Source organism: Burkholderia sp. 567 (assembly GCF_040545115.1).
Taxonomy (GTDB): domain Bacteria; phylum Pseudomonadota; class Gammaproteobacteria; order Burkholderiales; family Burkholderiaceae; genus Burkholderia; species Burkholderia ambifaria.
In genome coordinates this window covers 187522-213168 of sequence record NZ_JBEPLG010000001.1, presented here as the reverse complement: position 1 = coordinate 213168, position 25647 = coordinate 187522, and the positions used below count along the sequence as shown (strand labels likewise).

General features: G+C 69.0%; 18 protein-coding genes. 12 read left to right on the top strand and 6 right to left on the bottom strand.

Annotation, left to right across the window (positions count from 1 at the left end):
- Positions 1 to 37: 37 nt before the first annotated feature.
- The gene (locus tag ABIC50_RS00955; protein ID WP_354161102.1) at positions 38 to 2281 is read right to left on the bottom strand and encodes a PKD domain-containing protein; all 2244 of its coding nucleotides are present in this window, start codon (positions 2279 to 2281) and stop codon (positions 38 to 40) included.
- A gap of 157 nt (positions 2282 to 2438) precedes the next feature.
- On the bottom strand, positions 2439 to 5228 hold the full coding sequence (gene glnE / locus ABIC50_RS00950; RefSeq protein WP_354161100.1) for a bifunctional [glutamate--ammonia ligase]-adenylyl-L-tyrosine phosphorylase/[glutamate--ammonia-ligase] adenylyltransferase: 2790 nt from the start codon (positions 5226 to 5228) through the stop codon (positions 2439 to 2441).
- Between the two features lie 227 nt (positions 5229 to 5455).
- Here glnE and ABIC50_RS00945 point away from each other — a divergent pair, with 227 nt between their 5' ends.
- The 6 genes from ABIC50_RS00945 (at position 5456) to ABIC50_RS00920 (ending at position 14388) form a co-directional block, all read left to right on the top strand.
- The gene (locus tag ABIC50_RS00945; RefSeq protein ID WP_354161097.1) at positions 5456 to 9652 is read left to right on the top strand and encodes a YhdP family phospholipid transporter; all 4197 of its coding nucleotides are present in this window, start codon (positions 5456 to 5458) and stop codon (positions 9650 to 9652) included.
- A gap of 51 nt (positions 9653 to 9703) precedes the next feature.
- A complete protein-coding gene (locus ABIC50_RS00940) occupies positions 9704 to 10531 on the top strand; it encodes a carbon-nitrogen hydrolase family protein (RefSeq protein ID WP_354161095.1) in 828 nt (275 codons plus the stop codon).
- A gap of 93 nt (positions 10532 to 10624) precedes the next feature.
- Positions 10625 to 12091, top strand: a complete 1467-nt coding sequence (gene tldD / locus ABIC50_RS00935; RefSeq protein WP_012363145.1) for a metalloprotease TldD — start codon at positions 10625 to 10627, stop codon at positions 12089 to 12091.
- Between the two features lie 444 nt (positions 12092 to 12535).
- A complete protein-coding gene (gene aroG, locus ABIC50_RS00930; RefSeq protein ID WP_105831904.1) occupies positions 12536 to 13609 on the top strand; it encodes a 3-deoxy-7-phosphoheptulonate synthase AroG in 1074 nt (357 codons plus the stop codon).
- A gap of 123 nt (positions 13610 to 13732) precedes the next feature.
- Entirely contained in the window at positions 13733 to 14002 is a 270-nt protein-coding gene (locus ABIC50_RS00925) for a type II toxin-antitoxin system Phd/YefM family antitoxin (RefSeq protein WP_059574295.1), read from the top strand.
- A complete protein-coding gene (locus tag ABIC50_RS00920) occupies positions 13999 to 14388 on the top strand; it encodes a type II toxin-antitoxin system VapC family toxin (RefSeq protein WP_011656024.1) in 390 nt (129 codons plus the stop codon). Before ABIC50_RS00925 ends, ABIC50_RS00920 begins: the two co-directional genes overlap by 4 nt.
- 78 nt (positions 14389 to 14466) lie before the next feature.
- On the opposite strand, the gene hmpA is transcribed toward ABIC50_RS00920, so the two are convergent.
- Positions 14467 to 15675, bottom strand: coding sequence for an NO-inducible flavohemoprotein (gene hmpA, locus ABIC50_RS00915; protein WP_354161092.1), 1209 nt, complete (start codon positions 15673 to 15675; stop codon positions 14467 to 14469).
- Between the two features lie 94 nt (positions 15676 to 15769).
- On the bottom strand, positions 15770 to 16321 hold the full coding sequence (locus ABIC50_RS00910; RefSeq protein ID WP_126227190.1) for a cob(I)yrinic acid a,c-diamide adenosyltransferase: 552 nt from the start codon (positions 16319 to 16321) through the stop codon (positions 15770 to 15772).
- 140 nt (positions 16322 to 16461) lie between these two features.
- On the opposite strand from ABIC50_RS00910, the gene ABIC50_RS00905 reads away from it, so the two are divergent.
- The 6 genes from ABIC50_RS00905 (at position 16462) to proC (ending at position 23872) form a co-directional block, all read left to right on the top strand.
- Positions 16462 to 17871, top strand: coding sequence for an FAD-binding oxidoreductase (locus ABIC50_RS00905; RefSeq protein WP_354161089.1), 1410 nt, complete (start codon positions 16462 to 16464; stop codon positions 17869 to 17871).
- A gap of 37 nt (positions 17872 to 17908) precedes the next feature.
- Complete coding sequence (locus ABIC50_RS00900) at positions 17909 to 19402, top strand: FAD-linked oxidase C-terminal domain-containing protein (protein ID WP_011656020.1); 1494 nt, start codon at positions 17909 to 17911, stop codon at positions 19400 to 19402.
- Positions 19403 to 19587: 185 nt separating this feature from the next.
- The gene (gene glcE, locus ABIC50_RS00895) at positions 19588 to 20676 is read left to right on the top strand and encodes a glycolate oxidase subunit GlcE (protein ID WP_126227188.1); all 1089 of its coding nucleotides are present in this window, start codon (positions 19588 to 19590) and stop codon (positions 20674 to 20676) included.
- 285 nt (positions 20677 to 20961) lie between these two features.
- Positions 20962 to 22188 carry a glycolate oxidase subunit GlcF gene (glcF, locus tag ABIC50_RS00890; protein ID WP_011656018.1) on the top strand — a complete coding sequence of 409 codons (1227 nt, stop codon included), beginning with the start codon at positions 20962 to 20964 and terminating at the stop codon, positions 22186 to 22188.
- 122 nt (positions 22189 to 22310) lie between these two features.
- Entirely contained in the window at positions 22311 to 23009 is a 699-nt protein-coding gene (locus ABIC50_RS00885) for a YggS family pyridoxal phosphate-dependent enzyme (protein WP_354161087.1), read from the top strand.
- 50 nt (positions 23010 to 23059) lie between these two features.
- Positions 23060 to 23872 carry a pyrroline-5-carboxylate reductase gene (proC, locus tag ABIC50_RS00880; protein WP_354161084.1) on the top strand — a complete coding sequence of 271 codons (813 nt, stop codon included), beginning with the start codon at positions 23060 to 23062 and terminating at the stop codon, positions 23870 to 23872.
- A gap of 93 nt (positions 23873 to 23965) precedes the next feature.
- On the opposite strand, the gene ubiA is transcribed toward proC, so the two are convergent.
- Together ubiA and dpsA are read right to left on the bottom strand one after the other, a co-directional pair.
- Positions 23966 to 24838 (bottom strand): 4-hydroxybenzoate octaprenyltransferase, encoded by an 873-nt coding sequence (gene ubiA, locus ABIC50_RS00875; protein ID WP_354161081.1) that lies wholly within the window; start codon positions 24836 to 24838, stop codon positions 23966 to 23968.
- A 282-nt stretch (positions 24839 to 25120) separates the two neighbouring features.
- Positions 25121 to 25609: a non-specific DNA-binding protein DpsA gene (gene dpsA / locus ABIC50_RS00870; protein ID WP_126227186.1), complete on the bottom strand. Its 489-nt coding sequence runs from the start codon at positions 25607 to 25609 to the stop codon at positions 25121 to 25123.
- Positions 25610 to 25647 lie beyond the last annotated feature (38 nt).

The following is a 25647-nucleotide window of genomic DNA, read 5'->3' as shown; positions in this document are numbered from 1 at the left end:
CAGCGTGATTACCCGCGCTGGCGCATCGCGGCCGCACTTACTTGCTCTTGCACATCGCGTGCATGTTCGCGACGCCCTTCTCGCGCCATGCGCCCCACTCGCCGCCCGTGCCCGGCACGTCGCCAAGCACCCACCAGCCGTTGAGCCAGGTCTTGCCGGCATGGCTGACTTCGTGGCACGGCGTCGCGTAGGTCTTCTTCGGATCCCACGCAGCCGCGCCCTCGCCCGCGGACGCACGCACGGTCACGTCGTGGGTCGCGTCGGCCGTGCGACCCAGTGCGTCGGTCACCACCAGCTTGAACGCATAGCGGCGCTCGTCGGCCGCCTTCGGCGCGGTGAACATCGCGGTCGCGCCGTTCTGCGCGATCGACACACCGGCCGGCCCGGTCCACGCGTACTTCAACCCCTTGCCCGTCGACGACGCGCCGGACAGCGTGACGGCTGCGCCGCCGTCGACCGACGCCGGCCCGCTGATCGTGGCGCGCGGCGGCGCGACGATCTCCTGCGCCTTCACCGTGACGACGTGGGTCGCCTGCGACGTATAGCCCTTGTCGTTCGCCACGGTCAGCTCGAACGCGTAGTCGCGGTCCTGTTCGAGCGTGGGCGCGACAAAACGTAATTCCGCGCCGTTCGGCTGCGCGTCGACGCCGACCGGCACCACCCAGCTGTAGCGCAATGCGTCGCCGGCCGACGATGCGCCCGACAGCACGACCGCAGTGCCCGCGGCCGCCTGCTGCGGGCCGGTGACCACCGCGTCGGGCATCAGCAGGCCGTCATTCTTCACCTCGACCACGGCGCCGTCCGGCCCGACCGACTTGACGGTGACGATCTTGCCCGACAACGTGTCGTGCAGCGCATGGCCCGGCATCAGCGGCGCGTCCTTCATGCCGTTCGCGCTGCCGGGCGTCGCGTCGACCAGCGTGTTCGTCAGCACGTTGCCGCCATGCGCGACGGTGCGCACGATCACGCCGTTGACGAACGAATCGTCCGCCTTCCAGTCGTCGAAGCCGCGTAGCGGCTGGCGGAACTCGAGCCACAGCGTCGAGCCGTCGGCGCGCGCGATACGGTACGCCTTCGCGCCCGGCGCATCGCCCCACAGCGGCGCGAGCCGATAGGTGCCGCTGCCGTTGATCTCGGGCACGTCGGCCTCGCCCAGCCAGCCAGCGAACAGTTGATAGCTCGCCGGATACAAACGCCGGCCGCCGCCGCCCATCGTGTCGGACGGATCATCGACCTTGCCAACGCGGCACACGCCGCCGACCTCGACCGTGCCGCCCGGCGTCGGGCAATCGACGAGCGAACCCGGATGCTTCGCGCCCAGGTTGTGACCGAACTCGTGCGACCACATCCAGTAGCCGTGGCCGCTCGCATTCGACAGAATCCAGTTGCCCGGCGTCGCGGCAAGAGCACTCCAGTTGCAACTGCTCATTTTCGGCAGATCGACGAACAGGTAGTTGAACTTGTCCGGGTTCACGCCGCGCGCGAGCGCCGCGTTGCGCGCGGCCGTGCGGATCGCGCCCGAATCGCAGGTGGCGGGCCGGTCGCCGAGATTGACGCCGCCCAGCGTCTGCCCGTGCAGCGTCAGCTTGCCGCGCGACGCGACCTCGAGATAGCGCCGCAGCGACGAATGGTCATCGCCGTCGCCGAACACCGCCTTGCGCACCACCTCGCTGTCGGCAGGCTTCGAGTCGTTGAAGTGCGTCACCATCAGCAGCACGGACTTGTCGCCGAGCAGCGGGCGCTGCGACGGCGCAATCGACACGGCCGACCTCCAGACCGACGACGGCTGGCCGCGCAGGTTCTGCATCGCGACGCCGGCGCCGCCGGCGCGCGGCGCCAGCACCTCGGCCGTGCGGCCGGTATTGATCCGGTACCGGTTGCCGAACACCACCTGGCCGTCGAGGCCGCGATCCGCCCGCCAGTCGCGCATCGTCTGGTCGCCTTCGCCGCACACGCCGACCGCCACACGCCCCATGCCGGTATCACCCGCGGCCGAATGCAGGCACATCCTGGTGCCGCGCGCGGCGCTCGCGCCGGTGTTGACGATGCGCTGGAAGCCGCCGCGCGGCTCGAAGGTCCAGTCCTGCGCGGCGCCGCCGTCGCACGCGGCGAACACCGCTGCGTTGTCGGCCGGTTGCCACGCCAGGCACTGATCGTCGCCGCGCGACAGGTTCTTGAGTGACGTGGATGCCGGCTCGGCGGCGCCGGCGGAAGCGGAGAACAGTCCGACGACGGCAGCGGACAGCGCCGTTGTGGCAAAGACAACACGAATCGGTTTCAAGATGGGACGAGCTCGTTGAGGGCGCACGGCGCCGGTTGAACGGAAAGTCCGCATTCTTTCGATGCAGACATTTCCGCTCAAACAATCTCAAACGAATCTCAACGCGGCGGAACCGGCCCCCTCCGGGGCAACAACCCACGCCACGGCCGAAGGCCCGTCAAGCGCCGCCGAACACCCGCGTCCACAGCGCCGTCACGGCCGCCCGCTCGTCGGCCACCAGGGCCGGATCGACCCGCGCCTTCTCCATCCCGTCGAGCCGCAGCTTGTGCTGCAGCTTCCGGTACTGGCGGTACGCCGCGCCGACACGCTCGGCCTCGTCCTCGCTCATCAGCCCGAAGCGCGCGACCTCGCGCAGCAGCGCGATGTTGCCGGTGTTGCGGATCAGCTCGGCATCGCTCGACGCATGCAGCAGCACCCAGTACTGGACGATGAATTCGATGTCGACCATCCCGCCGCGATCGTGCTTCAGGTCGAACAGCCCGGTCTGGTTCGGATGGCCCGCGAACACCTTGCCGCGCATGTCGACGATTTCCTTCGCGAGCACGTCGCCGTCGCGCGGCGTCGTCAGCACCTGCTGGCGGATCTCCTCGAAGTCCATGCCGATCTGCGTGTCGCCCGCGCTGTAGCGCGCGCGCGTGAGCGCCTGGTGCTCCCACACCCACGCGGTGTTCGCCGCGTCGCCCTCGCGCAGCTGGTAGCGGCGGAACGCGTCGAGATCGGTCACGAGCAGCCCGGCCTCGCCGTTCGGCCGCAGCCGCAGGTCGATGTCGAACAGCGCGCCCGCGCCGGTCGCGGTCGTGAGCCACGTGATCAGCCGTCGCGTAAATGTCGTGTAGACGTCCGCCGAGCGCTCGTCGGGATCGTCGTACAGGAAGATCAGGTCGAGATCCGATGCGTAGCCGAGCTCCTTGCCGCCGAGCTTGCCGTACGCGATCACCGCGAACTTCGGCACGTCGCGATGGCGCTTCGCGAGCTGCGACCAGACCACTTCGATCGTCACGTCGAGCACCGCGTCGGCGAGCTCGGACAGGCGATCGCTCACGTGTTCGACCGACAGCTGGCCCGCCAGGTCGATCAGCAGGATGCGGAACACCTCCGCGTGCTGCGCATGCCGCAACAGGTCCATCTGCTGCTCGGGGCCGTCGGCCGCCGCGAGACGCGCCCGCAGCGCATCCTTGAACGCGGGCCAGTCGAACGGGCTCGCGATCGCTTCGTCGTCGAGCAGTTCGTCGAGCAGCTGCGGATGGCGGATCAGGTAGCCGCCGCCCCAGCGCGTCGCGCCGAGCACGGACAGCACGCGGTCGAGCGCCGCCGGGTACTCGGTCAGCAGCGCGAGATACACGCCGCGCCGGCTGACCGTCTCGAGCAGGTCGAACAGCCGCACGATGGTTTCGTCGCGGCGCGCGGCGTCGATCCGCGGCGCGGCCTCGAGCGCGCGCTGCGCGACGCTGTCGAAGCGCTGCCGGCTCTTTTCCGGCAGGCCCGCGTAGCGCGACGACTGCCAGATCGCGCGCAGCCGCGCGAGCACGGCCGCCGGATCGGTGAAGCCCAGCCCGTCGAGGCGCGCGAGCAGCGCGTCGTCTTCGCCGTCGTCGGCCAGCGCCCCGCTCCAGATCCACGCGGCCGCCGTGTCTTCACCTGCCGCGCAGGGGCCGCCGCTCACCTTGTCCGCGAAAATCTGGTCGAACTGCGCCTCGACGAAGGTGCGGTGGCCATCGAGCACCGTCATCAGCGCCGCGTAGTCCGCAAAGCCGAGCGACGCGGCCAGCGCCGCGCGCTCGTCCGGATCGACCGGCATCGCATGCGTCTGCGCGTCGTCGCGATACTGCAGCCGGTGCTCGAGCGTGCGCAGGAAGTTGTACGCGTCGGTCAGCCGCTCGCGCACGTCCTCGCCGATCAGCCCGCGCGCCTGCGCATGGCGCAGCACCGCGAGCGTCGGCCGCACGCGGAACCCCGCATCCTGGCCGCCGCGGATCAGCTGAAACACCTGCGCGCTGAACTCGATCTCGCGGATCCCGCCGCGCCCGAGCTTGATGTCGTCGGCCTTGTCGGGCCGCATCGACGCGCGGCGCGCGGCTTCGTGGCGAATCTGCTGGTGCAGCGAACGGATCGCGCCGATCACGCCGAAGTCGAGATAGCGGCGGTAGACGAACGGCTTGACGATCGATTCGAGCTGCGACTCGAGCCGCCGCGCCGCGTCGCTGTCGCCTTCCGACACGAGCCGCCCCTTGATCCACGCGTAGCGCTCCCATTCGCGCCCCTGCACGTAGAAATATTCCTCGAGCATCCCGAGGCTGCAGACGAGCGGCCCCGAATCGCCGTTCGGGCGCAGCCGCATGTCGACGCGAAACACGTAGCCGTCGGCCGTGACCTCGGACAGCACGCCGATCAGGCGCCGGCCGAGCCGCGTGAAGTATTCCTGGGTGGACAGCGGCGAGCGCGTGCCGCCGGCCGTCTCGCCGTCGTCCTCGTAGACGAAGATCAGGTCGATGTCCGACGACACGTTCAGCTCGCGGCCGCCCAGCTTGCCCATCCCGACGACGCCGAGCACGACGCGCTGGCCGTCGGCGCCGCGCGGCTCGCCGTACATCGCCTCGAGCTCGGCCGAGAGTAGCGCGAGCGAGCGCTGCACGGCCGCTTCGGCCAGATGGGTCATCGCGCCCGTCACCTCGGCGACGCTTGCGAGGCCGCGCAGGTCGCGCTCCGCGACCGCGCCGAACACTTCGACACGCAACTGCCGCAGCGCGCGCTTCAGCTGCTCGTCGCTCGGCGCGGCCGTGCCGGCCGGCGCCGCGAGCAGCTCGCTCAGGCGCGCGTCGAGCTGCGCGCGGGACAGCGGTGCGGCGGCCCACGCGGCGATCCGCTCGGACAGCGCGGGACGCGCGGCGGCCGCGCGGGCGATATAGCGGGAGTAGGATGGGCTGATCAGGGCGGAAGCGTCGGTCATCGAAAAGCGGGCCTGGCGGTAAGGCCCGCCACCGCGGGCGACGCATGCGCGCCCCGCTGCCGACAGGCCCCTTGGACTCGGCGCGGTATCGCGGCGCGGGTGCGCCGCCGCGAAAACCGCGCGCCGGAAAGCCCGTGCCATGCTGCCCCAACGGCCGCCGGCACGAACCCCTGTGATACATTTCAACGTCAGTCTGCAAAACTACCATATCGCCGCCCTTCCGCCGCATGTCCGACCGTCAGGAATCCGCCGTACCTGCGCCCGAAGCGGGACCTCCGAAGCACGATCATCCTGTCCTGCGTCGCGTGTTCAGGGTGACGCTGGCACTCGGTATCGGCACCTACTTCGTCGCGTCCGCCTCGTTCCTCGGGCTGCGCTACGTGCTGCTCCCGCGCATCGACGAATTCCGCCCGCGCATCGAGCGCGCGGTGTCCGACAAGCTCCACGCGCAGCTGTCGATCGGCAGACTGTCTCCCCACTGGTCCGGCATGCAGCCGGGCGTCGAAGTCACCAACCTGACGATTCGCGGCCGTGACGGCCGGATCGCGCTGTCGGTCCCGCACGCGACGGCCGCGCTGTCTTGGATGTCGCTGCTGCGGCTGTCGCCCGCGCTGTCGAGCCTGATCGTCGACCACCCCGACCTCGTCGTCGCGCGCGCGGCCGACGGCTCGCTGAGCGTCGCGGGCGTCGGCGTCGCGACCACCCATGGCGGCAACGACACGTTCAGCACGTGGCTGCTGAAGCAGGAAGCGATCGTGCTGCGCAACGGCACGCTGCGCTGGCGCGACGCGCAGCACGACGCACCGGAGCTCGCGCTGTCGGGCATTCGCCTGGCGGTGCTCAACCACGGCCGCGTGCACAAGGCCGCGCTGCAGGCGCCCGCGAACGGCACGCTGCTGCTCGGCCCGCTCGATTTTCGCGCGCGCTTCCGCCACAAGCCGCTCCAGCCGATCGGCAAGCCGACGAACTGGACCGGCGACGCATACCTGTCGACCGGCCCGGTCGACCTGCAGACCCTCGGCCGCTATCTCGACATTCCGCTGACGATCCATGCGGGCCGGATCGACAATGCGATCTGGGCGACCTTCGAGGACGGCCACCTGCGCTCCGCGGGCGGCGACCTGCAAGGCGCCGACGTCGTGCTGCGCGTGCGGCCGACCCAGCCGCGCCTCGACGTGCCGACGGTCGGGTTCGGCTGGGACATGGCGCTGAACGCCGGCCGCGACTACACGCTGCACCTGACGCGCTTCAACGCGGAGCTCGGCCAGCCGCCGCTGCCGGACGGCACGCCGCTCGCGCGCTCGCTCGCGCTGTCGACGCTGACCGCCCGCTACCGCGTGCCGGCCGCCGACCAGGGGCAACTGCTGAGCGTCGTCGGCGACCGCGTCGATCTCGGCATCCTCAGTGAGTTCATCCGAGGGCTGCCGCTGCCGGCACGCCTGCGCAACGAGCTGATCAAGCTCGACCCGCGCGGGATGGTGTCGAACTACCACATCGAGGTCGAGCGCGCGAAGCCGGCGCGGCCCGAGCTCGCCGACGAAGAGCGGCGCATGGGCGCCGCGCCGATCGTGCGCTATCGCTTCCTCGGCGATCTGCAGGGCATCAGCGTCGCCGCGCAGGAGCCGCCGCCGGGCTTGTCGCCGCGCGGTCACCCGCGCGCCGGCTGGCCGGGCGTCGAGAATTTGTGGGGCCGCGTCGATGCGAACGAGACCGGCGGCAGCGCGCACTTCGACACGGTCAACGCCGCGGTCACGGTGCCCGGCGAATTCGACCAGCCGCGCCTGACCTTCGACCGGCTGCGCGGCAACGCGAAATGGGTGATCACGCCGGCGCCGGGCGACAAGCACGCGCGCGTCGACGTGACGTTGCCCGACCTGTTCGTCTCGAACCCCGATGCCGAAATCGCGGTGTCGGGCTCGTACACGAACCCCGGCCACGGCCGCGGCTCGCTCGACCTGCGCGCGGATTTCGCGCGCGCGTCGGTCGCGCGCATTCCGCGCTACCTGCCGACCGGGATGTCCGAACGCCTGCGCGCGTATCTCGGCCATGCGCTGCAGGACGGCCAGGTGACCAAGGGCGCGTCGATCGTCGCGCGCGGCCCGCTCGAGAAATTCCCGTTCTCACACGAGCCGGATGCCGGCGTGTTCCATATCGTCGCGCCGTTTACCGGCGGGCGCTTCGAGCCGACGCCGTACCCGCCGCGCAAGCTCGCGAACGGCACGCCGAGCGTCTGGCCGGCACTCGACGCGATCGACGGCGTGTTCGAGCTCGCGCAGAACAAGCTGCGCTTCGACATCGCGCGCGCGCGCTACAAGCGCGTCGCGCTGACCAAGGTGGCCGGCCGGATCGACGATCTCGGCAACCCGTCGAAGTCGCCGCTCATCATCGACGGCCATGCCCAAGGCCCGCTCGCGGACCTGATCGACTACGCGGACAACAGCTCGCTCGGCACGATGAGCGGGCACATCGGCCAGCGGATCGATGCGCAGGGGCCCGCGTCGCTCGCGCTGAAGATCACGATTCCGCAGCGCGTGCCGCATCCGCATACGCACGTCGAAGGCGCCCTCGCGTTCGGCGGCAACACGCTGTCGACCGACGGCGTGCCGCCGCTGTCCGCGCTGCGCGGCAGCGTGCGGTTCAGCGAGGCCGGCGCGTCGCTGCACGACCTGTCGGGGCGCTTCCTCGGCGGCCCGGTGCGCGCGAACGGCAACTTCCAGTCGCATGGCCCGTACGCGGTGAACGTCGACGGCAAGCTCGCGCTCGACGCCACGCGCGGCCTGAACCTGCACGGCACGGCCGCGGCGCTGCTCGAGCACGTGGTCGGCGACGCGCCGTACCACGTCGCCGTGCGCGGCGCGCCGGGCCGCCTGCCGGAGGTCACCGCGCATTCCGACCTGACGGGCGTCGCGCTGAACTTCCCCGCGCCGTTCGCGAAACCGGCCGGCACGCCGATGCCGTTCCGCTTCACGCTGCAGCCGGCCGCCGAGGCCGACGGCAAGCGCCTCGAACATGCCGACCTGACGCTCGGCCCCGTGTCCGCGACCTACCTGCTCGACGCGACGCGCGGCCAGCCGCTGCGCGCGGTGCGCGGCGCGATGGGCATCCACCGGATGCCCGACCTGCCGCAGGACGGCGTGAGCGCCGCCGTCGACGTCGACGAACTGGACGCCGACGCATGGCTCGCGCTGGCCCGCACGCTGCAGCACGACACGCCGCGCGCACCGGAGCCGGCCGCGCCGCGCGTCGACGTCGCGAGCTTCACGCCGAAGCGCTTCGCGCTGCACTTCGGCACGCTGAAGCTGCTCAAGCGCAACTGGGAAAACGTGATCATCGGCGCGTCGCACGTCGACGAGCTGTGGCAGGCGAACATCGCGTCGAACCAGGTCTCGGGCTACCTGTCGTGGGCGCAGGGCGGCGGCCACAACGGCGCGGGCGTGCTGAACGCGCGGCTCGCGAAGCTCGTGATTCCGCAAAGCGCGCAGCACGACCTCGTCGGCCGCGCGATGAACCTGCCGACGCCGACGGACCGGCCGATGCCGTCGGTCGACCTGATCGTCGACCAGGTCGTCGCGCGCGATCACGACATCGGCCGGCTCGTCGTCAATGCGCGCAACATCGACGAGGACGGCGCGCCGGTGTGGCAGCTCGACAAGCTCGAACTGGCGAACCCGGCCGCGAAGCTGACGGCGACCGGCAACTGGCGCACCTCGCGCCGTGCGCTGGCCCGCGGCGTCGACGAAAACGATGCGCCGCGCCGCAGCGTGTTCGACTTCAAGCTCGACATCGGCAACGCGGGCGCGCTGCTCGATCTCGTCGGCCTGCCGCGCACGGTCGCGAACGGCCACGGCACGGTGACCGGCAAGGTCGGCTGGCGCGGCGGCCCGACCGCGGTCGATCTGCCGTCGCTCGGCGGCCAGGTCGCGGTCGATCTCGAGCACGGCCAGATCCTGAAGGTCGATCCGGGCGCCGCGAAACTGCTCGGCGTGCTGAGCTTGCAGAGCCTCGCGCGCTTCCTGACGCTGAATTTCCGCGACGTGGTCGGCAAGGGGCTGCCGTTCGACAAGATCACGGGCACCAGCCGGATCTCGAACGGGATCGCGCGCACCGACGATTTCTCGATGACGACGGCGCCGGCGAACGTGACGGTGCGCGGCGCGGTCGATCTCGGCGCCGAGACGCAGGACCTGCACGCGCACGTCGCGCCGAAGATCGGCGCCGGCACGGCGGCGATCGCGGCCGCGATCATCAATCCGCTGCTTGGCGTCGGCGTGCTGGCCGCGAACTACGCGCTGTCGGAGACGCTGTCGCACGCGTTCGCGCTCGACTACGCGATCACCGGCTCGTGGGCGCATCCGCACATCGAGCGGGTGCGGGGCGATCAGGGTAAGATGAATCACGGTCCGGCCGATGCGGCGAGCCATTGACGCGCGCAGGGTGCCGGGCCGCACCCTATTTATGACGCAATCGATCCAGCGATGACCGATCACACCCGTTCCGCCACGCCCTTTCGGGTCGCCGCGCTGCAGATGGTGAGCACGCCGGACGTCGCGCGCAATCTCGCCGAAGCCGGCCGCCTGATCGCGGAAGCGGCCGGCGACGGCGCCCAGCTCGTGCTGCTGCCCGAGTATTTCTGCTTCATGGGCCACCGCGACACCGACAAGCTCGCGCTCGCCGAACCCTACCGCGACGGTCCGATCCAGCAGTTTCTCGCGCAGGCCGCGCAGCGTCACGGCGTCTGGCTGATCGGCGGCACGCTGCCGCTGAAGGCGCCCGAACCCGATCGCGTGCTGAACACGACGCTCGTGTTCGATCCGAGCGGCCAAGAGGCGGCCCGCTACGACAAGATCCACCTGTTCAACTTCGAGAAAGGCGACGAATCGTTCGACGAGGCGCGCACGATCCGCGCGGGCGAGACGGTCGTCACGTTCGACGCGCCGTTCGGGCGGGTCGGCCTGTCGGTCTGTTACGATCTGCGCTTTCCGGAGCTGTACCGCAGGATGGGCGACTGCGCGCTGATCGTCGTGCCGTCGGCGTTTACGTATACGACGGGTCGCGCGCACTGGGAAATGCTGCTGCGCGCGCGGGCCGTCGAGAATCAGTGCTACGTGCTCGCGGCCGCGCAGGGCGGCAAGCACGAGAACGGCCGGCGCACCTGGGGCCACAGCATGCTGGTCGACCCGTGGGGCGAGATCGTCGCGGTCCGCGACGAAGGCGCGAGCGTCGTGACCGGCGAGCTCGATCCGCAGCGGATCGCCGACGTGCGCCAGAGCCTGCCCGCGTGGCGACATCGCGTGCTGGCGTGACCCGCTGAACCGCCCCGGCGCTTGAAACGCCGCCCGGCCAACCCATCTGCCCAGAACGCACCCGACAACTTTTTGAGAACCCTCGATACCCGCATGAACATCATCGAACCCGGCATCCGCAATCTTGCGCTGGCGAAGGACATCCTCCTCACGCCGTACGGCCTCGACGAGAGCCTGCTCACGCGCACGATCGCCGACATCTTCACGCATCGCGTCGACTACGCGGACCTGTACTTCCAGGCGACCCGCAGCGAAGCGTGGAGCCTCGAGGAAGGCATCGTGAAGTCGGGCAGCTTCAGCATCGACCAGGGCGTCGGCGTGCGCGCGGTCGCGGGCGACCGCACCGCGTTCGCTTACTCGGACGACCTGTCGCCTGAAGCCATCGCGCAGGCAGCCGCGGCCACCAAGGCGATCGCGGCGGCCGGCGGCGGCCGCCAGAAGATCCGGGCCGCGACGTCGCTCACGGGCATCTCGGGCCGCGACCTGTACCTGCCGTCCGATCCGCTCGCGTCGCTCGACGCGACCGCCAAGGTCAAGCTGCTCGAGCGCATCGAGCAGATGGCGCGCGGGCGCGACCCGCGCGTCACGCAGGTGATGGCGGGCCTCGCCGGCGAATACGATGTCGTGCTGGTCGCGCGCAGCGACGGCGCGCTCGCGGCCGACATCCGCCCGCTCGTGCGCGTGTCGGTCACGGTGATCGCCGAGCAGAACGGCCGCCGCGAGATCGGCTCCGGCGGCGGCGGCGGCCGCTTCGACTACGCGTACTTCACCGACGACGTGCTGTCGCGCTACGTCGACGACGCCGTGCACGCAGCGTTGGTGAACCTCGACGCCCGCCCCGCGCCGGCCGGCGCGATGACGGTCGTGCTCGGGCCGGGCTGGCCGGGCGTGCTGCTGCACGAGGCGATCGGCCACGGTCTCGAGGGCGACTTCAACCGCAAGGGTTCGTCCGCGTTCGCCGGCCGCATCGGCGAGCAGGTCGCCGCGAAGGGCGTGACGGTGGTCGACGACGGCACGCTGCCGAACCGCCGCGGCTCGCTGAACATCGACGACGAAGGCAACCCGACGCAGTGCACGACGCTGATCGAGGACGGCATCCTGAAGGGCTACATCCAGGACACGCTCAACGCGCGCCTGATGAAGATGCCCGTCACCGGCAACGCGCGGCGCGAATCGTACGCGGCGCTGCCGATGCCGCGCATGACCAACACGTACATGCTCAACGGCGACAAGGATCCGCAGGAAATCATCGCGTCGGTAAAGAACGGCCTGTACGCGGTGAACTTCGGCGGCGGCCAGGTCGACATCACGAACGGCAAGTTCGTGTTCTCGGCGTCCGAGGCGTACATGATCGAAAACGGCAAGGTCACCTACCCGGTGAAGGGCGCGACGCTGATCGGCAGCGGCCCGGAATCGCTGAAGTACGTGAGCATGATCGGCAACGACATGTCGCTCGACTCGGGCGTCGGCGTGTGCGGCAAGGAAGGCCAGAGCGTGCCGGTCGGCGTCGGCCAGCCGACCCTGCGGATCGACAAGATGACGGTCGGCGGTACGGCATAACCGCATCGCGACGCAGACAATCCGCGTATTTTGACAAAAACGCGCGGATTGTCCGCATTTTTTGAGGCCCCGGCTTGCCAGCCGCACGGCGACACGGTATAAATTCCGAATCAACTTTTTTGACGAACCGAATCTCCGTCATGTCCGCCAAGTTTTATTTTTACTTTTTTTGGCATCTCAGACCGCTGGCGGATCGAGAGGGTTGATGGCGCGTGAAGCGCAACCGAAATTCCCGAAAAACCGCCGGCGAACCCGGCGGTTTTTTTTCGCCCTTCGCCAGCCGGTCGCCGCCGCAGCGGTCCGCGGCCCCGATCGACACCACTGAATTGTCTGAATCGATGAATTTGCCGCACGCGTAGTCATTGGGCGGCGCCCTCAACAGCTTTGCATGGGGCCGGCGCAAGTGCCGAAGCACTCGAGCCGGTCGACACAGGAGAAAACAGCATGCCCCCGCACAATACCGACGACGTCCGCATTCGCGAACTCAAGGAACTGACGCCGCCCGCCCACCTGATCCGCGAATTCGCGTGCTCCGAGGCCGCGTCCGAGCTGATCTACCACTCGCGCCAGTCGATGCACCGCATCCTGCACGGGATGGACGACCGGCTGATCGTCGTGATCGGGCCGTGCTCGATCCACGATACGAAGGCGGCGATCGAGTACGCGGGGCGGCTCGTGAAGGAGCGCGAGCGCTTCAAGGGCGAGCTGGAAATCGTGATGCGCGTGTACTTCGAGAAGCCGCGCACGACGGTCGGCTGGAAGGGGCTCATCAACGATCCGCACCTGGACAACAGCTTCAAGATCAACGAAGGGCTGCGCACCGCGCGTGAGCTGCTGCTGCAGATCAACGAGATGGGGCTGCCGGCCGCGACCGAATACCTCGACATGATCAGCCCGCAGTACATCGCCGACCTGATCTCGTGGGGCGCGATCGGCGCGCGCACGACCGAGTCGCAGGTGCACCGCGAGCTGGCGTCGGGGTTGTCGTGCCCGGTCGGCTTCAAGAACGGCACCGACGGCAACGTGAAGATCGCGGTCGATGCGATCAAGGCCGCGTCGCAGCCGCACCATTTCCTGTCGGTGACCAAGGGCGGCCACTCGGCGATCGTATCGACGGCCGGCAACGAGGACTGCCACGTGATCCTGCGCGGCGGCAAGGCGCCGAACTACGACGCGGACAGCGTGAACGCCGCATGCGCGGACATCGGCAAGGCCGGCCTCGCCGCGCGCCTGATGATCGACGCGAGCCACGCGAACAGCTCGAAGAAGCACGAGAACCAGATTCCCGTGTGCGCGGACATCGGCCGCCAGGTCGCGGCCGGCGACGAGCGCATCGTCGGCGTGATGATCGAGTCGCACCTCGTCGAGGGGCGTCAGGACCTGAAGGAAGGCTGCCCGCTGACCTACGGCCAGAGCATCACCGATGCGTGCATCGCGTGGGACGACAGCGTGAAGGTGCTCGAAGGCCTCGCGGAATCGGTGAAGGCACGCCGCGTCGCGCGCGGCAGCGGGAACTGAAGAACGCCAACAAGCTGACCGTATGGCCCCGCCTGGCGGCGAATTGGCCATGCGGCCAACCTGCAGTCGGCGTGGTGCTCTGCTAGACTAGCTAACATCGTCTAGCTAACCAGAGGATCGACCATGTCGACCGTCAACATGCACGATGCCAAGTCGCGGCTTTCCAGCCTCGTGGAAGCGCTTGAATCGGGGCGCGAAGCCGAAGTCGTGATCGCCCGCAATGGTCATCCGGTCGCCCGGATCGTTCCGTACACCGCGCCGAAGCGGATCGGCGCAGCCCGTCAGTTGCTTGCCGGATTGAACATTCCGACAAGCGTCGAGGCATTCAATGCCGGCGATGAATCGATCGCTGCCGACTTCGATGCCAGCTCGGATCAAGGGCTTGCACCGTGAAGCTGCTGCTCGATACGCACATCGCACTATGGGCGGCTGAAGGCGCGCCGCAACTTTCGGCAACCGCGGCCGCATTGATCGAACATCCCCAAAACACGCTGTACGTCAGCGCCGCGTCGATTTGGGAAATCGCGATCAAATATCGCAAAGGCAATTTGCCCGTCCATCCGCGCGATGCACGTTCGGCGTTCCGGCTCGCAGGTTTTGCCGAGCTGCCGATCAGCAGCGATCACGCCGAGGCAGTCGCCGCGTTGCCGGATTTCCCGGACCATGCCGATCCGTTCGACCGCGTGATGATCGCGCAGGCACTCCATGAAGGCATGCCGCTCGTCAGTGCCGATCCGAAGGTGTGGCGCTACCACTCCACGCTGATGCTGCGTGCCTGACATCGTCATGCACGCGACAAAATCGAAGCCCGGCTCGCGCCGGGCTTTTTTACTGGCCTGAGACCGTCCGTTCGCGCATCACTCGAGCGCGCCCGAGCCGAAGATCTCCGTGTTCACACGCTCCGGCGCGACGCCCAGCGCGACGAGCGCATCGCGTTGCGCCTTCATGAACGCGATCGGGCCGCAGATGTAGTAGTCGGCATCCGGCACCAGCGCATGCTGCTTCACGCGCTCCGGCGTCAGGCGCCCTTCGAGGTCGTGATCGATACCGGCACGGTCGTTCGGGCCGACCAGCTCGTACAGCACCGTGCGCTTCACGTTCGCGTGCTCGCGCGCCGCGTCGTTCAGCCAGTCGCGGAACGCGTGCACCGCGCCCGAACGGCATGCGTGGACGAACCGCACTTCGCGCTGGCTGCCTTCGGCGATCAGTGTCGACGCCATCGACATCATCGGCGTGATGCCGACACCGCCCGAGATCAGCACGACCGGCGTCTCGGCATCGCGCTTCAGCGAGAAGTCGCCCATCGGCGCGGTCACTTCGACGATCGCCCCCTCTTCCACGCCGTCGTGCATCAGCGTCGATACTTTCCCGGCCGGGATCGCTTCCGGCCTGCCGGCTTCGCGCTTCACCGAAATGCGCAGCCACTTGCCGTTGGGCGCATCGGACAGGCTGTACTGGCGCGGCTGGTCGACCCCGAGATCGCCGACGAAGCGCTTCACCGAGATGTACTGGCCCGGCTCGAACTTCGGCGCGTCGCCGCCGTCGGCGGGGGTCAGGTAGAACGACGTGATCTCGTCGCTTTCGCGCACCTTGCGGGCGACCTTGAACGGGCGGAAGCCGCTCCATGCGGCGTTCGCGTACAGGTCGGCCTCGGCGCCGATCATGATCTGCGCGAGCTGGCCGTACGCGACGCGCCAGGCTTCGAGCGTTTCCGCGTCGACCGCGTCGCCGAGCACTTCGACGATCGACGCGAGCAGGTTCTCGCCGACGATCGGGTAATGCTCCGGACGGATATTGAGGCTCGCGTGCTTGTGCGAGATGCGCGACACCGCGCCGCCCAGCGCACCGAGGTTGTCGATGTTCGCGGCATACGCGTAGACCGCCTTCGCGAGCGTTTCCGGCTGGCTGCCGGTCTTCTGGTGCGTCTGGTTGAACAGGTTCTTCAGTTCCGGATGACGCGCGAACATGCGCTGATAGAAGTGCTTCGTGATCGTCGCGCCGTGCTCGGCAAGGACAGGGGCGGTGGCCTTCACACGGGCCATCTGGTCAGCGGTGATGTGGGTCATGTGCGTTCTCCGTTAAACATGCACATACTATACATCTTTAAAATCCAAGCACCCCTCGGACAAATTGTCGCAGTGCGGAAATCGATGCCGCGCGTCAGCGCACGCGCCCGCGCTCCCAAAGCACGTCCGAGCCGCCGTCCGCGCGATTCAGCACGCGCGCCAGCACGAACAGCAGATCCGACAGCCGGTTCACGTATCGCCGCGGCGCATCATTGAGCGTGTCGGTGCGCCCGAGCGCGACGATCGAGCGCTCTGCACGGCGGCACACCGTGCGGCACACGTGCGCCAGCGACGCCGCGCGCGAGCCGGCCGGCAGGATGAATTCCTTCAGCGGCGGCAGCGTCGCGTTGTAGTCGGCCAGCCACCGGTCGAGGCGCGCGAGATGCGTGTCGTCGAGCACCCCATGGCCGGGGATGCACAGCTCGCCGCCCAGATCGAACAGGTCGTGCTGGATCGTGACGAGCGCGGTGCGGACGTCGTCCGGAAGCGGCTCGGCGAGCAACACGCCGAGCGCCGAGTTCAGTTCGTCGACGTCGCCGATCGCGGCGATCCGCACGTCGTCCTTGCCGACGCGGCGCCCGTCGCCGAGGCCGGTGGTGCCGTCGTCACCCGTGCGCGTGGCGATCTTGCTCAAGCGGTGGCCCATGCGAATGTCCTCTCGTGCGCGGCCGCAGCGCGGCCAGGTGGGGTTGGTACGCGATTATCGCAGCCCGCGGCGGGGGCCGCACCGGACGTTGCAGCGTAGAATGAACCGAAAGTTCGACAAGCAGCCGTCAGGAGACACGAGTGAATCACCCCGACACGCCGGCCGCCACGCGCCGCCCCCTCCCGCCCGCGATGCTCGATGCGCTGCGCGCCGCCTTCGGCGAGCGCGTGTCGACCGCCGACGCCGTCCGCGCCCATCACGGCCGCGACGAATCGCCGTTCGATCCGCAACTCCCCGACGTCGTCGTATTCGCCCGCAGCGCGGATGAAGTCCGCGAAGTCGTGTCGCTGTGCGCGCTCTACAGCGTACCGCTGATTCCGTACGGCGCCGGCTCGTCGCTCGAGGGCCATCTGCTCGCCGTACGCGGCGGCGTATCGCTCGACCTGTCGGAAATGAACCGCGTGCTGTCGATCAACGCGGAAGACCTGACGGTCACGGTCGAACCGGGCATCACGCGCAAGGCGCTCAACGAAGCGCTGCGCGACACCGGCCTGTTCTTCCCGATCGATCCGGGCGCCGACGCCAGCATCGGCGGGATGACCGCGACCCGCGCGTCGGGCACCAACGCCGTGCGCTACGGGACGATGCGCGAGAACGTGCTCGGCCTGAGCGCCGTGCTCGCCGACGGCCGCGTCGTGAAGACAGGCTCGCGCGCGCGCAAGTCGTCGGCCGGCTACGACCTCACCCGCCTGTTCGTCGGCTCCGAAGGCACGCTCGGCGTGATCACCGAGATCACGCTGCGCCTGCATCCGCTGCCCGAAGCCGTGTCGGCCGCGATCTGCACGTTCCCGTCGATGGGCGACGCGGTGCGCACCGTGATCGAGACGATCCAGATCGGCGTGCCGATCGCGCGCGTCGAATTCGTCGATGCGCTCGCGGTGCGCTCGATCAACCGCCACTCGAACCTGACACTCGCCGAAGCGCCGACGCTGTTCTTCGAATTCCACGGCACCGAAGCCGGCGTGAAGGAACAAGCCGAGCTCGTGCAGGCGCTCGCGGGCCAGAACAACGGCCAGGGCTTCGAATGGGCGACCCGCCCCGAGGACCGCACGCGGCTCTGGGCCGCGCGCCACAACGCGTACTTCGCGATGCTGCAGTTGAAACCCGGCTGCCGCGCGGTGACGACCGACGTATGCGTGCCGATCTCGCAGCTCGCCGCGTGCGTCGAGGAGACCGAAGTCGACCTGCGCGCGTCGTCGCTGCCCTGCCCGATCGTCGGCCACGTCGGCGACGGCAATTTCCACGTCGCGATCCTGATCGATCCCGACAAGCCCGAGGAAATCGACGAAGCCGAGCGCATCAACGACCGGATCGTCGAACGCGCGCTGCGCCTCGGCGGCACCTGCACCGGCGAACACGGCGTCGGGCTGCACAAGATGCGCTTCCTGCCGAAGGAGCACGGCGACAACGCGATCGACGCGATGCGCGCGATCAAGCTCGCGCTCGATCCGCGCAACCTGATGAATCCCGGCAAGATCTTCACGTGCTGACACGGCGGCGCGCCGCCGCGCGGCCGCAGGAGACCCAATGAACGCTTCCGTCGAACTGTCGAGCGCGACCCGCGCGCAGCGCCAGCGCGAAGTCGTGCAGGCGCTGATGGCCGTGCTGCCCACGCATTGCCTGCTGTTCCGCGACGAAGACACCGCGCCGTACGAATGCGACGGCCTGTCCGCGTACCGGCGGCTGCCCCTCGCGGTCGCGCTGCCCGAAACCGAATCGCAGGTGCAGCGGATCGTGCAGATCTGCCGCCGCATGGAAGTGCCGATCGTGCCGCGCGGCGCGGGCACGAGCCTGTCGGGCGGCGCGCTGCCGATCGGCAACGGCGTCGTGCTGTCGCTCGCGCGCTTCACGCGCATCGTCGAGGTCGATCCGTACGCGCGCACGGCCACCGTGCAGCCCGGCGTGCGCAACCTCGCGATTTCGGAAGCCGCCGCGCCTTACGGGCTGTACTACGCACCCGATCCTTCGTCGCAGATCGCGTGCACGATCGGCGGCAACGTCGCGGAAAATTCCGGCGGCGTCCACTGCCTGAAATACGGACTGACCGTGCACAACGTGATGCGCGTGCGTGCGGTCACGATCGAGGGCGAGATCGTCGAATTCGGCTCGCTCGGCCTCGACACGCCGGGCCTCGACCTGCTCGCGGTGATGATCGGCAGCGAAGGGATGTTCGCGATCGTCACCGAGGTCACGTTGAAACTGATCCCGAAACCGCAGACCGCGCAGCTCGTGATGGCGAGCTTCGACGATGTCGTGAAGGGCGGCGAGGCGGTCGCCGCGATCATCGCATCGGGCATCATCCCGGCCGGGCTCGAGATGATGGACAAGCCGGCCACCCAGGCCGTCGAGGCGTTCACGCACGCGGGCTACGACCTCGACGCGAAGGCGATCCTTCTGTGCGAATCGGACGGCACGCCGGAGGAAGTCGCGGAGGAAGTCGTGCGCATGACGGCCGTGCTGCGCGAGCATGGCGCGACGCGCATCCAGGTGTCGCGCAACGAAAGCGAGCGGCTGCGCTACTGGTCGGGCCGCAAGAACGCGTTTCCGGCCGCCGGGCGCATTTCCCCCGATTATTACTGCATGGACGGCACCGTGCCGCGCCGCGCGATTGGCCCGCTGCTCGCGCGCATCGAGCAGCTCGAGACGCAATACGGATTGCGCTGCATCAACGTGTTCCATGCCGGCGACGGCAACATGCATCCGCTGATCCTCTACAACGCGAACGATCCGGACGAGCTGCATCGCGCCGAGCAGTTCGGCGCGGAAATCCTCGAATGCTGCGTGGAATTCGGCGGCAGCGTGACGGGCGAGCACGGCGTCGGCATCGAAAAGCTCAATTCGATGTGCGTTCAGTTCTCGCCGCAGGAGCGCGACGCGTTCTTCGCGGTCAAGCGCGCGTTCGATCCGGCCGGGCTGCTCAATCCCGACAAGGGGATTCCGACCCGCGCGCGCTGCGCGGAATACGGTCGCCAGCACGTGCGCGGCGGGCTGCTGCCGCATCCCGACCTGCCGCGCTTCTGAGCACCGCGCGGCGGCGCGCCCCGTGCCGACGCGCGGGCCGCGACGTGCGGCCCTGCCCGCGCGCCGGCCATCCGCGCGGCGGCGCCTGCCTGCGTTCGTGATACGGGGCTTAGGGATAGTCGCGATGTGGATTCGCGCCACCCCGGTACAATCGACCGGACAACAAGACGAGACTGCAATAGAACATGGAAGAGGACGACATCGTCGCCGGATGGGCCGAGCGCATCCGCGCCGCCAGTGCCGACGGCCGGCCGCTGCGGATTCGCGGCGGCGGTACCAAGGACTGGTACGGCCAGGCGCTGGACGGCGAAATACTCGACACGCGCGCGTTGCAGGGCATCGTGTCGTACGACCCGGCCGAACTCGTCGTCACGGTCCGCGCGGGCACGCCGCTCGCGCAGCTTGAAACCGCCCTCACCGAGTGCGGCCAGATGCTGCCGTTCGAGCCGCCGCACTTCGGCCGCACGGCTACCGTCGGCGGCTGTATCGCGGCCGGCCTCGCGGGCCCACGCCGCGCCACCTGCGGCGCGCCGCGCGATTTCGTGCTCGGCGTCACGCTGATGAACGGGCGCGGCGAGCTGCTGCGCTTCGGCGGCCAGGTCGTGAAGAACGTCGCCGGCTACGACGTGTCGCGGCTGATGGCCGGCTCGCTCGGCACGCTCGGGCTGATGCTCGAGCTGTCGATCAAGGTGCTGCCGGTGCCGGTCGCCGAAGTCACGCTGAAGTTCGAGATGACCGCGACCGACGCGGTGCGCAAGCTCAACGAATGGGGTGGCCATCCGCTGCCCGTCAGCGCGAGCGCGTGGCGCAACGGCACGCTGGTGCTGCGGCTGTCGGGCGCCGAGGCCGCCGTGAAATCGGCGAAGACGCTGCTCGGCGGCGAAGTCGTCGACGCGGTCGAGGCCGAGCGCTTCTGGGCCGGCCTGCGCGAGCATGCCGATCCGTTCTTCAACGGCATCCCGCCCGGCTATGCGCTATGGCGCCTCGCGCTGCCGTCGATCACCGAGCCGATGCACCTGCCGGGCACCCAGTTGATGGAATGGGGCGGCGCGCAGCGCTGGTGGATCACCGACGCCGATGCGCAAACGGTGCGCATGAGCGCGAAGCAGGCCGGCGGCCATGCGACGCTGTTCCGCGCGGGTGATTCTTACGACCGCAGCGCGGGCGTGTTCACGCCGTTGCCCGCGCCGCTGATGAAGATTCACCGCGGGCTAAAGGCTGCGTTCGATCCCGCACGCATCTTCAACCGCGGGCGGCTCTACCCCGAGCTTTAGGGTCTGTTTACCTATGGAACGCACATGCGAATGCCCGAAATCGCTCGTAGGGCAAGAAGTGAGGAGCGCCGTTTGGCCGAGCCAAACAAGTGACGACCGACGCCGCCATACGGGCGATTTCGGGCATTCCCGTGGAATGAATTTTTTAATTAGGGGTTGCCGCGAGAACGGCCGCTCGCCGCGTTGCGCACCTTGCGAATACTTCAGTATTCGCGGCGGCGCGCGCCTCGCGAGCGGCCGTTCTCGCGGCAACGCATGCGCGTTCCATAGGTAAACAGACCCTAAATGCAAACGAACCTCGCCGATTTCATCCGCAACACGCCCGACGGCGACGAGGCCGACGCGATCCTGCGCAAGTGCGTGCATTGCGGCTTCTGCACCGCGACGTGCCCGACCTATCAGTTGCTCGGCGACGAACTCGACGGCCCGCGCGGGCGCATCTACCTGATCAAGCAGATGGTCGAAGGCGCGCCCGTCACGCGCAGCACGCAGCAGCACCTCGACCGCTGCCTCACCTGCCGCAGCTGCGAGACGACCTGCCCGTCGGGGGTCCAGTACGGCCGGCTCGTCGAGATCGGCCGCAAGCACGTCGAGGCGCAGGTGCAGCGCCCGGTGCAGCAGCGAATCCTGCGCCGCGTGCTCGCGAGCCTCGTGCCGAACGCGGCGCTGTTCTCGCCGGTCATGCGGCTCGGCCAGCACGTGCGGCCGCTGTTGCCGAAACGGCTGCGCGACAAGGTACCGCCGCGCCAGCGGCTGCTCGAATGGCCGCAGCGCACGCATCCGCGCAAGATGCTGATGCTCGGCGGCTGCGTGCAGCCGTCGATGCTGCCGAACATCAACATCGCGACCGCGCGCGTGCTCGACGCACTCGGCGTCGAGACGATCGTCGCGCCCGACGCGGGCTGCTGCGGCGCGATCCGCCTGCACCTGAACTATCACGACGAAGCGCTCGCCGACGCACGCCGCAACATCGACGCGTGGTGGCCGTATATCGAGCAAGGTGCCGAAGCGATCGTCATGAACGCATCGGGCTGCGGCGCGACGGTGCTCGAATATGCGCACCTGCTGCGTGACGATCCGGCCTATGCGGAACGAGCGCAGCGCATCGTCGCGCTGACGCGCGACATCTCCGACGTGCTGCTCGCGTTCGAGGCCGAAATCGCGACGCTCGCGCGGCGCCGTGCGATCCATACCGTCGCGTACCACCCGCCGTGCACGCTGCAGCACGGCCAGCAGTCGCGCGGCAAGGTCGAGCGCCTGCTCGAGACGCTCGGCATCGAGGTGCGGCTGCCGGCCGACAGCCACCTGTGCTGCGGGTCGGCCGGCACCTATTCGCTGACGCAGCCGTCGCTGTCGTACCGGCTGCGCAAGCAGAAGCTGCTGAAGCTGCAGGCACTCGAGCCGCAGATGATCGTGTCCGGCAACGTCGGCTGCATCGCGCACCTGCAGAGCGGCACGCAGATTCCGGTCGCGCACTGGATCCAGCTCGTCGAGCATCTGCTGTACGGCTAGCGCGGTGCCGGGGCGACCGGTCGCGCACGGCATCGCGTCCGTATAATGGGCGAATCGATGCGGCGCGCACCGTGCCGCATCCGCCGTGGTATCCGCTTCTCGTGCCTGCTTCCGTGCCCGTCATGTCCGATTTCGCCGCCCGTCTCGACTCCGTTCACCGCCGCATCGCCGACGCCGCCCGCGCGGCCGGCCGCGATCCCGCCACCGTCTCGCTGCTCGCCGTGTCGAAGACGTTTCCCGCCGACGACGTGCGCGCCGCGCATGCGGCCGGACAACGCGCGTTCGGCGAAAACTACGTGCAGGAATCGATCGACAAGATCGACGCGCTCGCGGATCTGCGCGCCGGGCTCGAATGGCATTTCATCGGGCCGCTGCAATCGAACAAGACGCGCCCGGTGGCCGAGCGGTTCGACTGGGTCCATTCGGTCGACCGGCTGAAGATCGCGCAGCGCCTCGCCGAACAGCGCCCCGCGCACCTGCCGCCGCTCAACGTGTGCGTGCAGGTGAACATCAGCGGCGAGGCGTCCAAGAGCGGCGTCGCGCCCGCCGACGTGGCCGAGGTCGCGCGCGCGGTCGCCGCGCTGCCGACGCTGCGCCTGCGCGGCCTGATGGCGATTCCCGAACCGGCCGGCGATGCCGACGCGCAGCGCGCGCCGCATCGCGCGCTACGCGCGCTGTTCGATACGCTGCGCGCCGCCGGCCTGCCGCTCGACACGTTGTCGATGGGCATGTCCGCCGATCTCGAGGCCGCGGTGCTCGAAGGCGCGACGATCGTGCGCGTCGGCACCGCGCTGTTCGGCGCACGCGACTATTCGCACTGAGCGCCTCCCCTGTTCCGCCTTTCCGTTCACTCTTCTGCTCAATCGACATCATGAAAATCGCATTCATCGGCGGCGGCAACATGGCCGCGGCCCTGATCGGCGGCCTGATCAAGCGCGGCGTCGCCGCTGACGGCCTGTATGCCATCGACGTCAACGAGGACGTCCGCGCGCGCGCCGCGCAGCAATTCGGCATCCGCACCGGCGCGGCCGTCGACGCGACGCTCGCAGGCTACGACGCGATCGTGCTCGCGGTGAAGCCGCAGGTCCTGAAGGACGTCGCGCAGGCGCTCGCCCCGCATCTGAAGTCGCAGCTCGTGATCAGCATCGCGGCCGGCATCCGCGGCACCGACCTCGCCCGCTGGCTCGGCGACTACGCGCGCGTCGTGCGCACGATGCCGAACACGCCCGCGCTGGTCGGCATGGGCGTGACGGGCCTCGCTGCGCTGCCGGGCGTCGACGCGGCCGGTCGCGAGCTCGCGTCGAACGTGCTCGGCGCGGTCGGCGAGATCGTCTGGTTCGACGACGAAGCGCAGCTCGACGCCGTCACCGCGATCTCGGGCAGCGGCCCGGCCTACGTGTTCTATTTCATCGAAGCGCTGCAGGAAGCCGCGCGCCGCCTCGGCATGAACGACGAACAGGGCCGCGCGCTCGCGGTCGCGACGTTCGCGGGTGCCGCGCAGCTCGCCGCGCAATCGGGCGAACCGGCGAGCGTGCTGCGCGAGCGCGTGACGTCGAAGGGCGGCACGACGGCCGCCGCGCTCGCGTCGTTCGACGCGCAGGGCGTGAAGGAAGCGATCGTGCGCGGCGCGCTGGCCGCCGAGGCACGCGCGAAGGAAATGGGTGACGAGCTCGGCCGCGCGTAAGTGCAGCACGCTGCGCCGGGCTTCCGGCACCGGCAACAAAAAAGCGGCCTCGGCCGCTTTTTTGTTGGCATCGCGCGCCGGCGCGCGGCCGCTTCAGTTGCCTGCCGTGCCCGCCAGCAGGTAGTGCGCGGCGATCCCCGCGAACAGCACGCCGCCGAGCCAGTTGTTGTGCCGGAACGCCGCGAAGCACGGCATCCGCTCGCGGTCCTTGATCAGCGTGTAGTGATACAGCGCGCAGCCAACCGCCGCGGCCCAGCCGGCCCAATATGCGAGGCCGAAGCCGAGCGTCACGCCGATCCACACATAGATGCCGAGCGTCGCCGCATAGCAGAGCATGACGGCCGCGACGTCGAAGCGGCCGAACGTCAGCGCGGACGTGCGAATGCCGATCTTGATGTCGTCGTCGCGGTCGACCATCGCGTATTCGGTGTCGTACGCGACCGACCAGAAGATGTTCGCGATCAGCATCACCCACGCGAGCATCGGCACCGTGTCCTGCACGGCCGCGAACGCCATCGGGATGCCGAAGCCGAACGCGATGCCGAGATACGCCTGCGGAACCGCGAAGAAGCGCTTCATGAACGGATACGAGCCCGCGACGAACAGCGCGACGACCGACAGCTCTTTCGTCAGCGTATTGAGCGGCTGGATCAGCAGGAACGAGATGAAGGCCAGCACCACCGCGATCGCGACGGCTTCCCATGCGCGGATCTTGCCGGACGTCAGCGGCCGGTCGGCCGTGCGCTTCACGTGACGGTCGAAGTCGCGGTCGGCATAGTCGTTCATCGCGCAGCCGGCCGAGCGCATCAGCAGCGTGCCGAGCACGAAGATCGCGAGCAGCGGCCAGCGCGGATGGCCGTCCGACGCGATCCACAGTGCGTTGAGCGTCGGCCACAGCAGCAGCAGGCTGCCGATCGGCTTGTCCATCCGGACGAGCCGCAGATACAGGGGAAAGCGGGCAAGCATGGCGAAGCACCGGGAAGATAATCCCGGCATTTTAGAGCCGAGCGGCGGGTCACGTCATGTCGGGCAGGCCCGCGACGGCTGCCGCGACCCGCGCGCCGGCCGCCGGGGCCCGCTGAAGGCGGGCCGGGCAGTCCGCGCGTCAATCAGGGGACAGATGCGTGGCAGGCGCGTACCGCGCTGTCGCCGGAATTCCATCTGATGCGGATAGCAACCCGGCGCCGCTTCGGCGCGGGACACCCACTCACGCCGGCCGCGCGGCGCGCGCGACCGGCCGCACCGGCCTTACGCGAGCAGCGACCGCAGCATCCACGCGGTCTTTTCATGCGTCTGCAGACGCTGAGTGAGCAGGTCGGCGGTCGGTTCGTCGCTCGCCGCATCGGCGATCGGGAAGATTTCGCGCGCGGTGCGCACGACAGTCTCGTGCCCTTCGACGAGCTGGCGGATCATCTCTTCGGCCGCCGGCACGCCGTCCGCCTCCGGCACCGACGACAGCTTCGCGAAATCGCCGAACGTGCCCGGCGCGACGACGCCGAGCGTGCGAATGCGCTCGGCGACCTGGTCGACCGCGAGCCACAGTTCGTTGTACTGCTCTTCGAACATCAGGTGCAGCGTGTTGAACATCGGACCCGTGACGTTCCAGTGGAAGTTGTGGGTCTTCAGGTACAGCGAAAACGTATCGGCCAGCAGCCGCGACAGGCCGTCCGCGATTTTCTTGCGGTCCTTGTCGCTGATGCCGATGTTGATCTGCGTGGCGTTACCTTTCTTGGCCATCTTCGGGACTCCTCATTCGAAATGTTGAACCGGCGAAA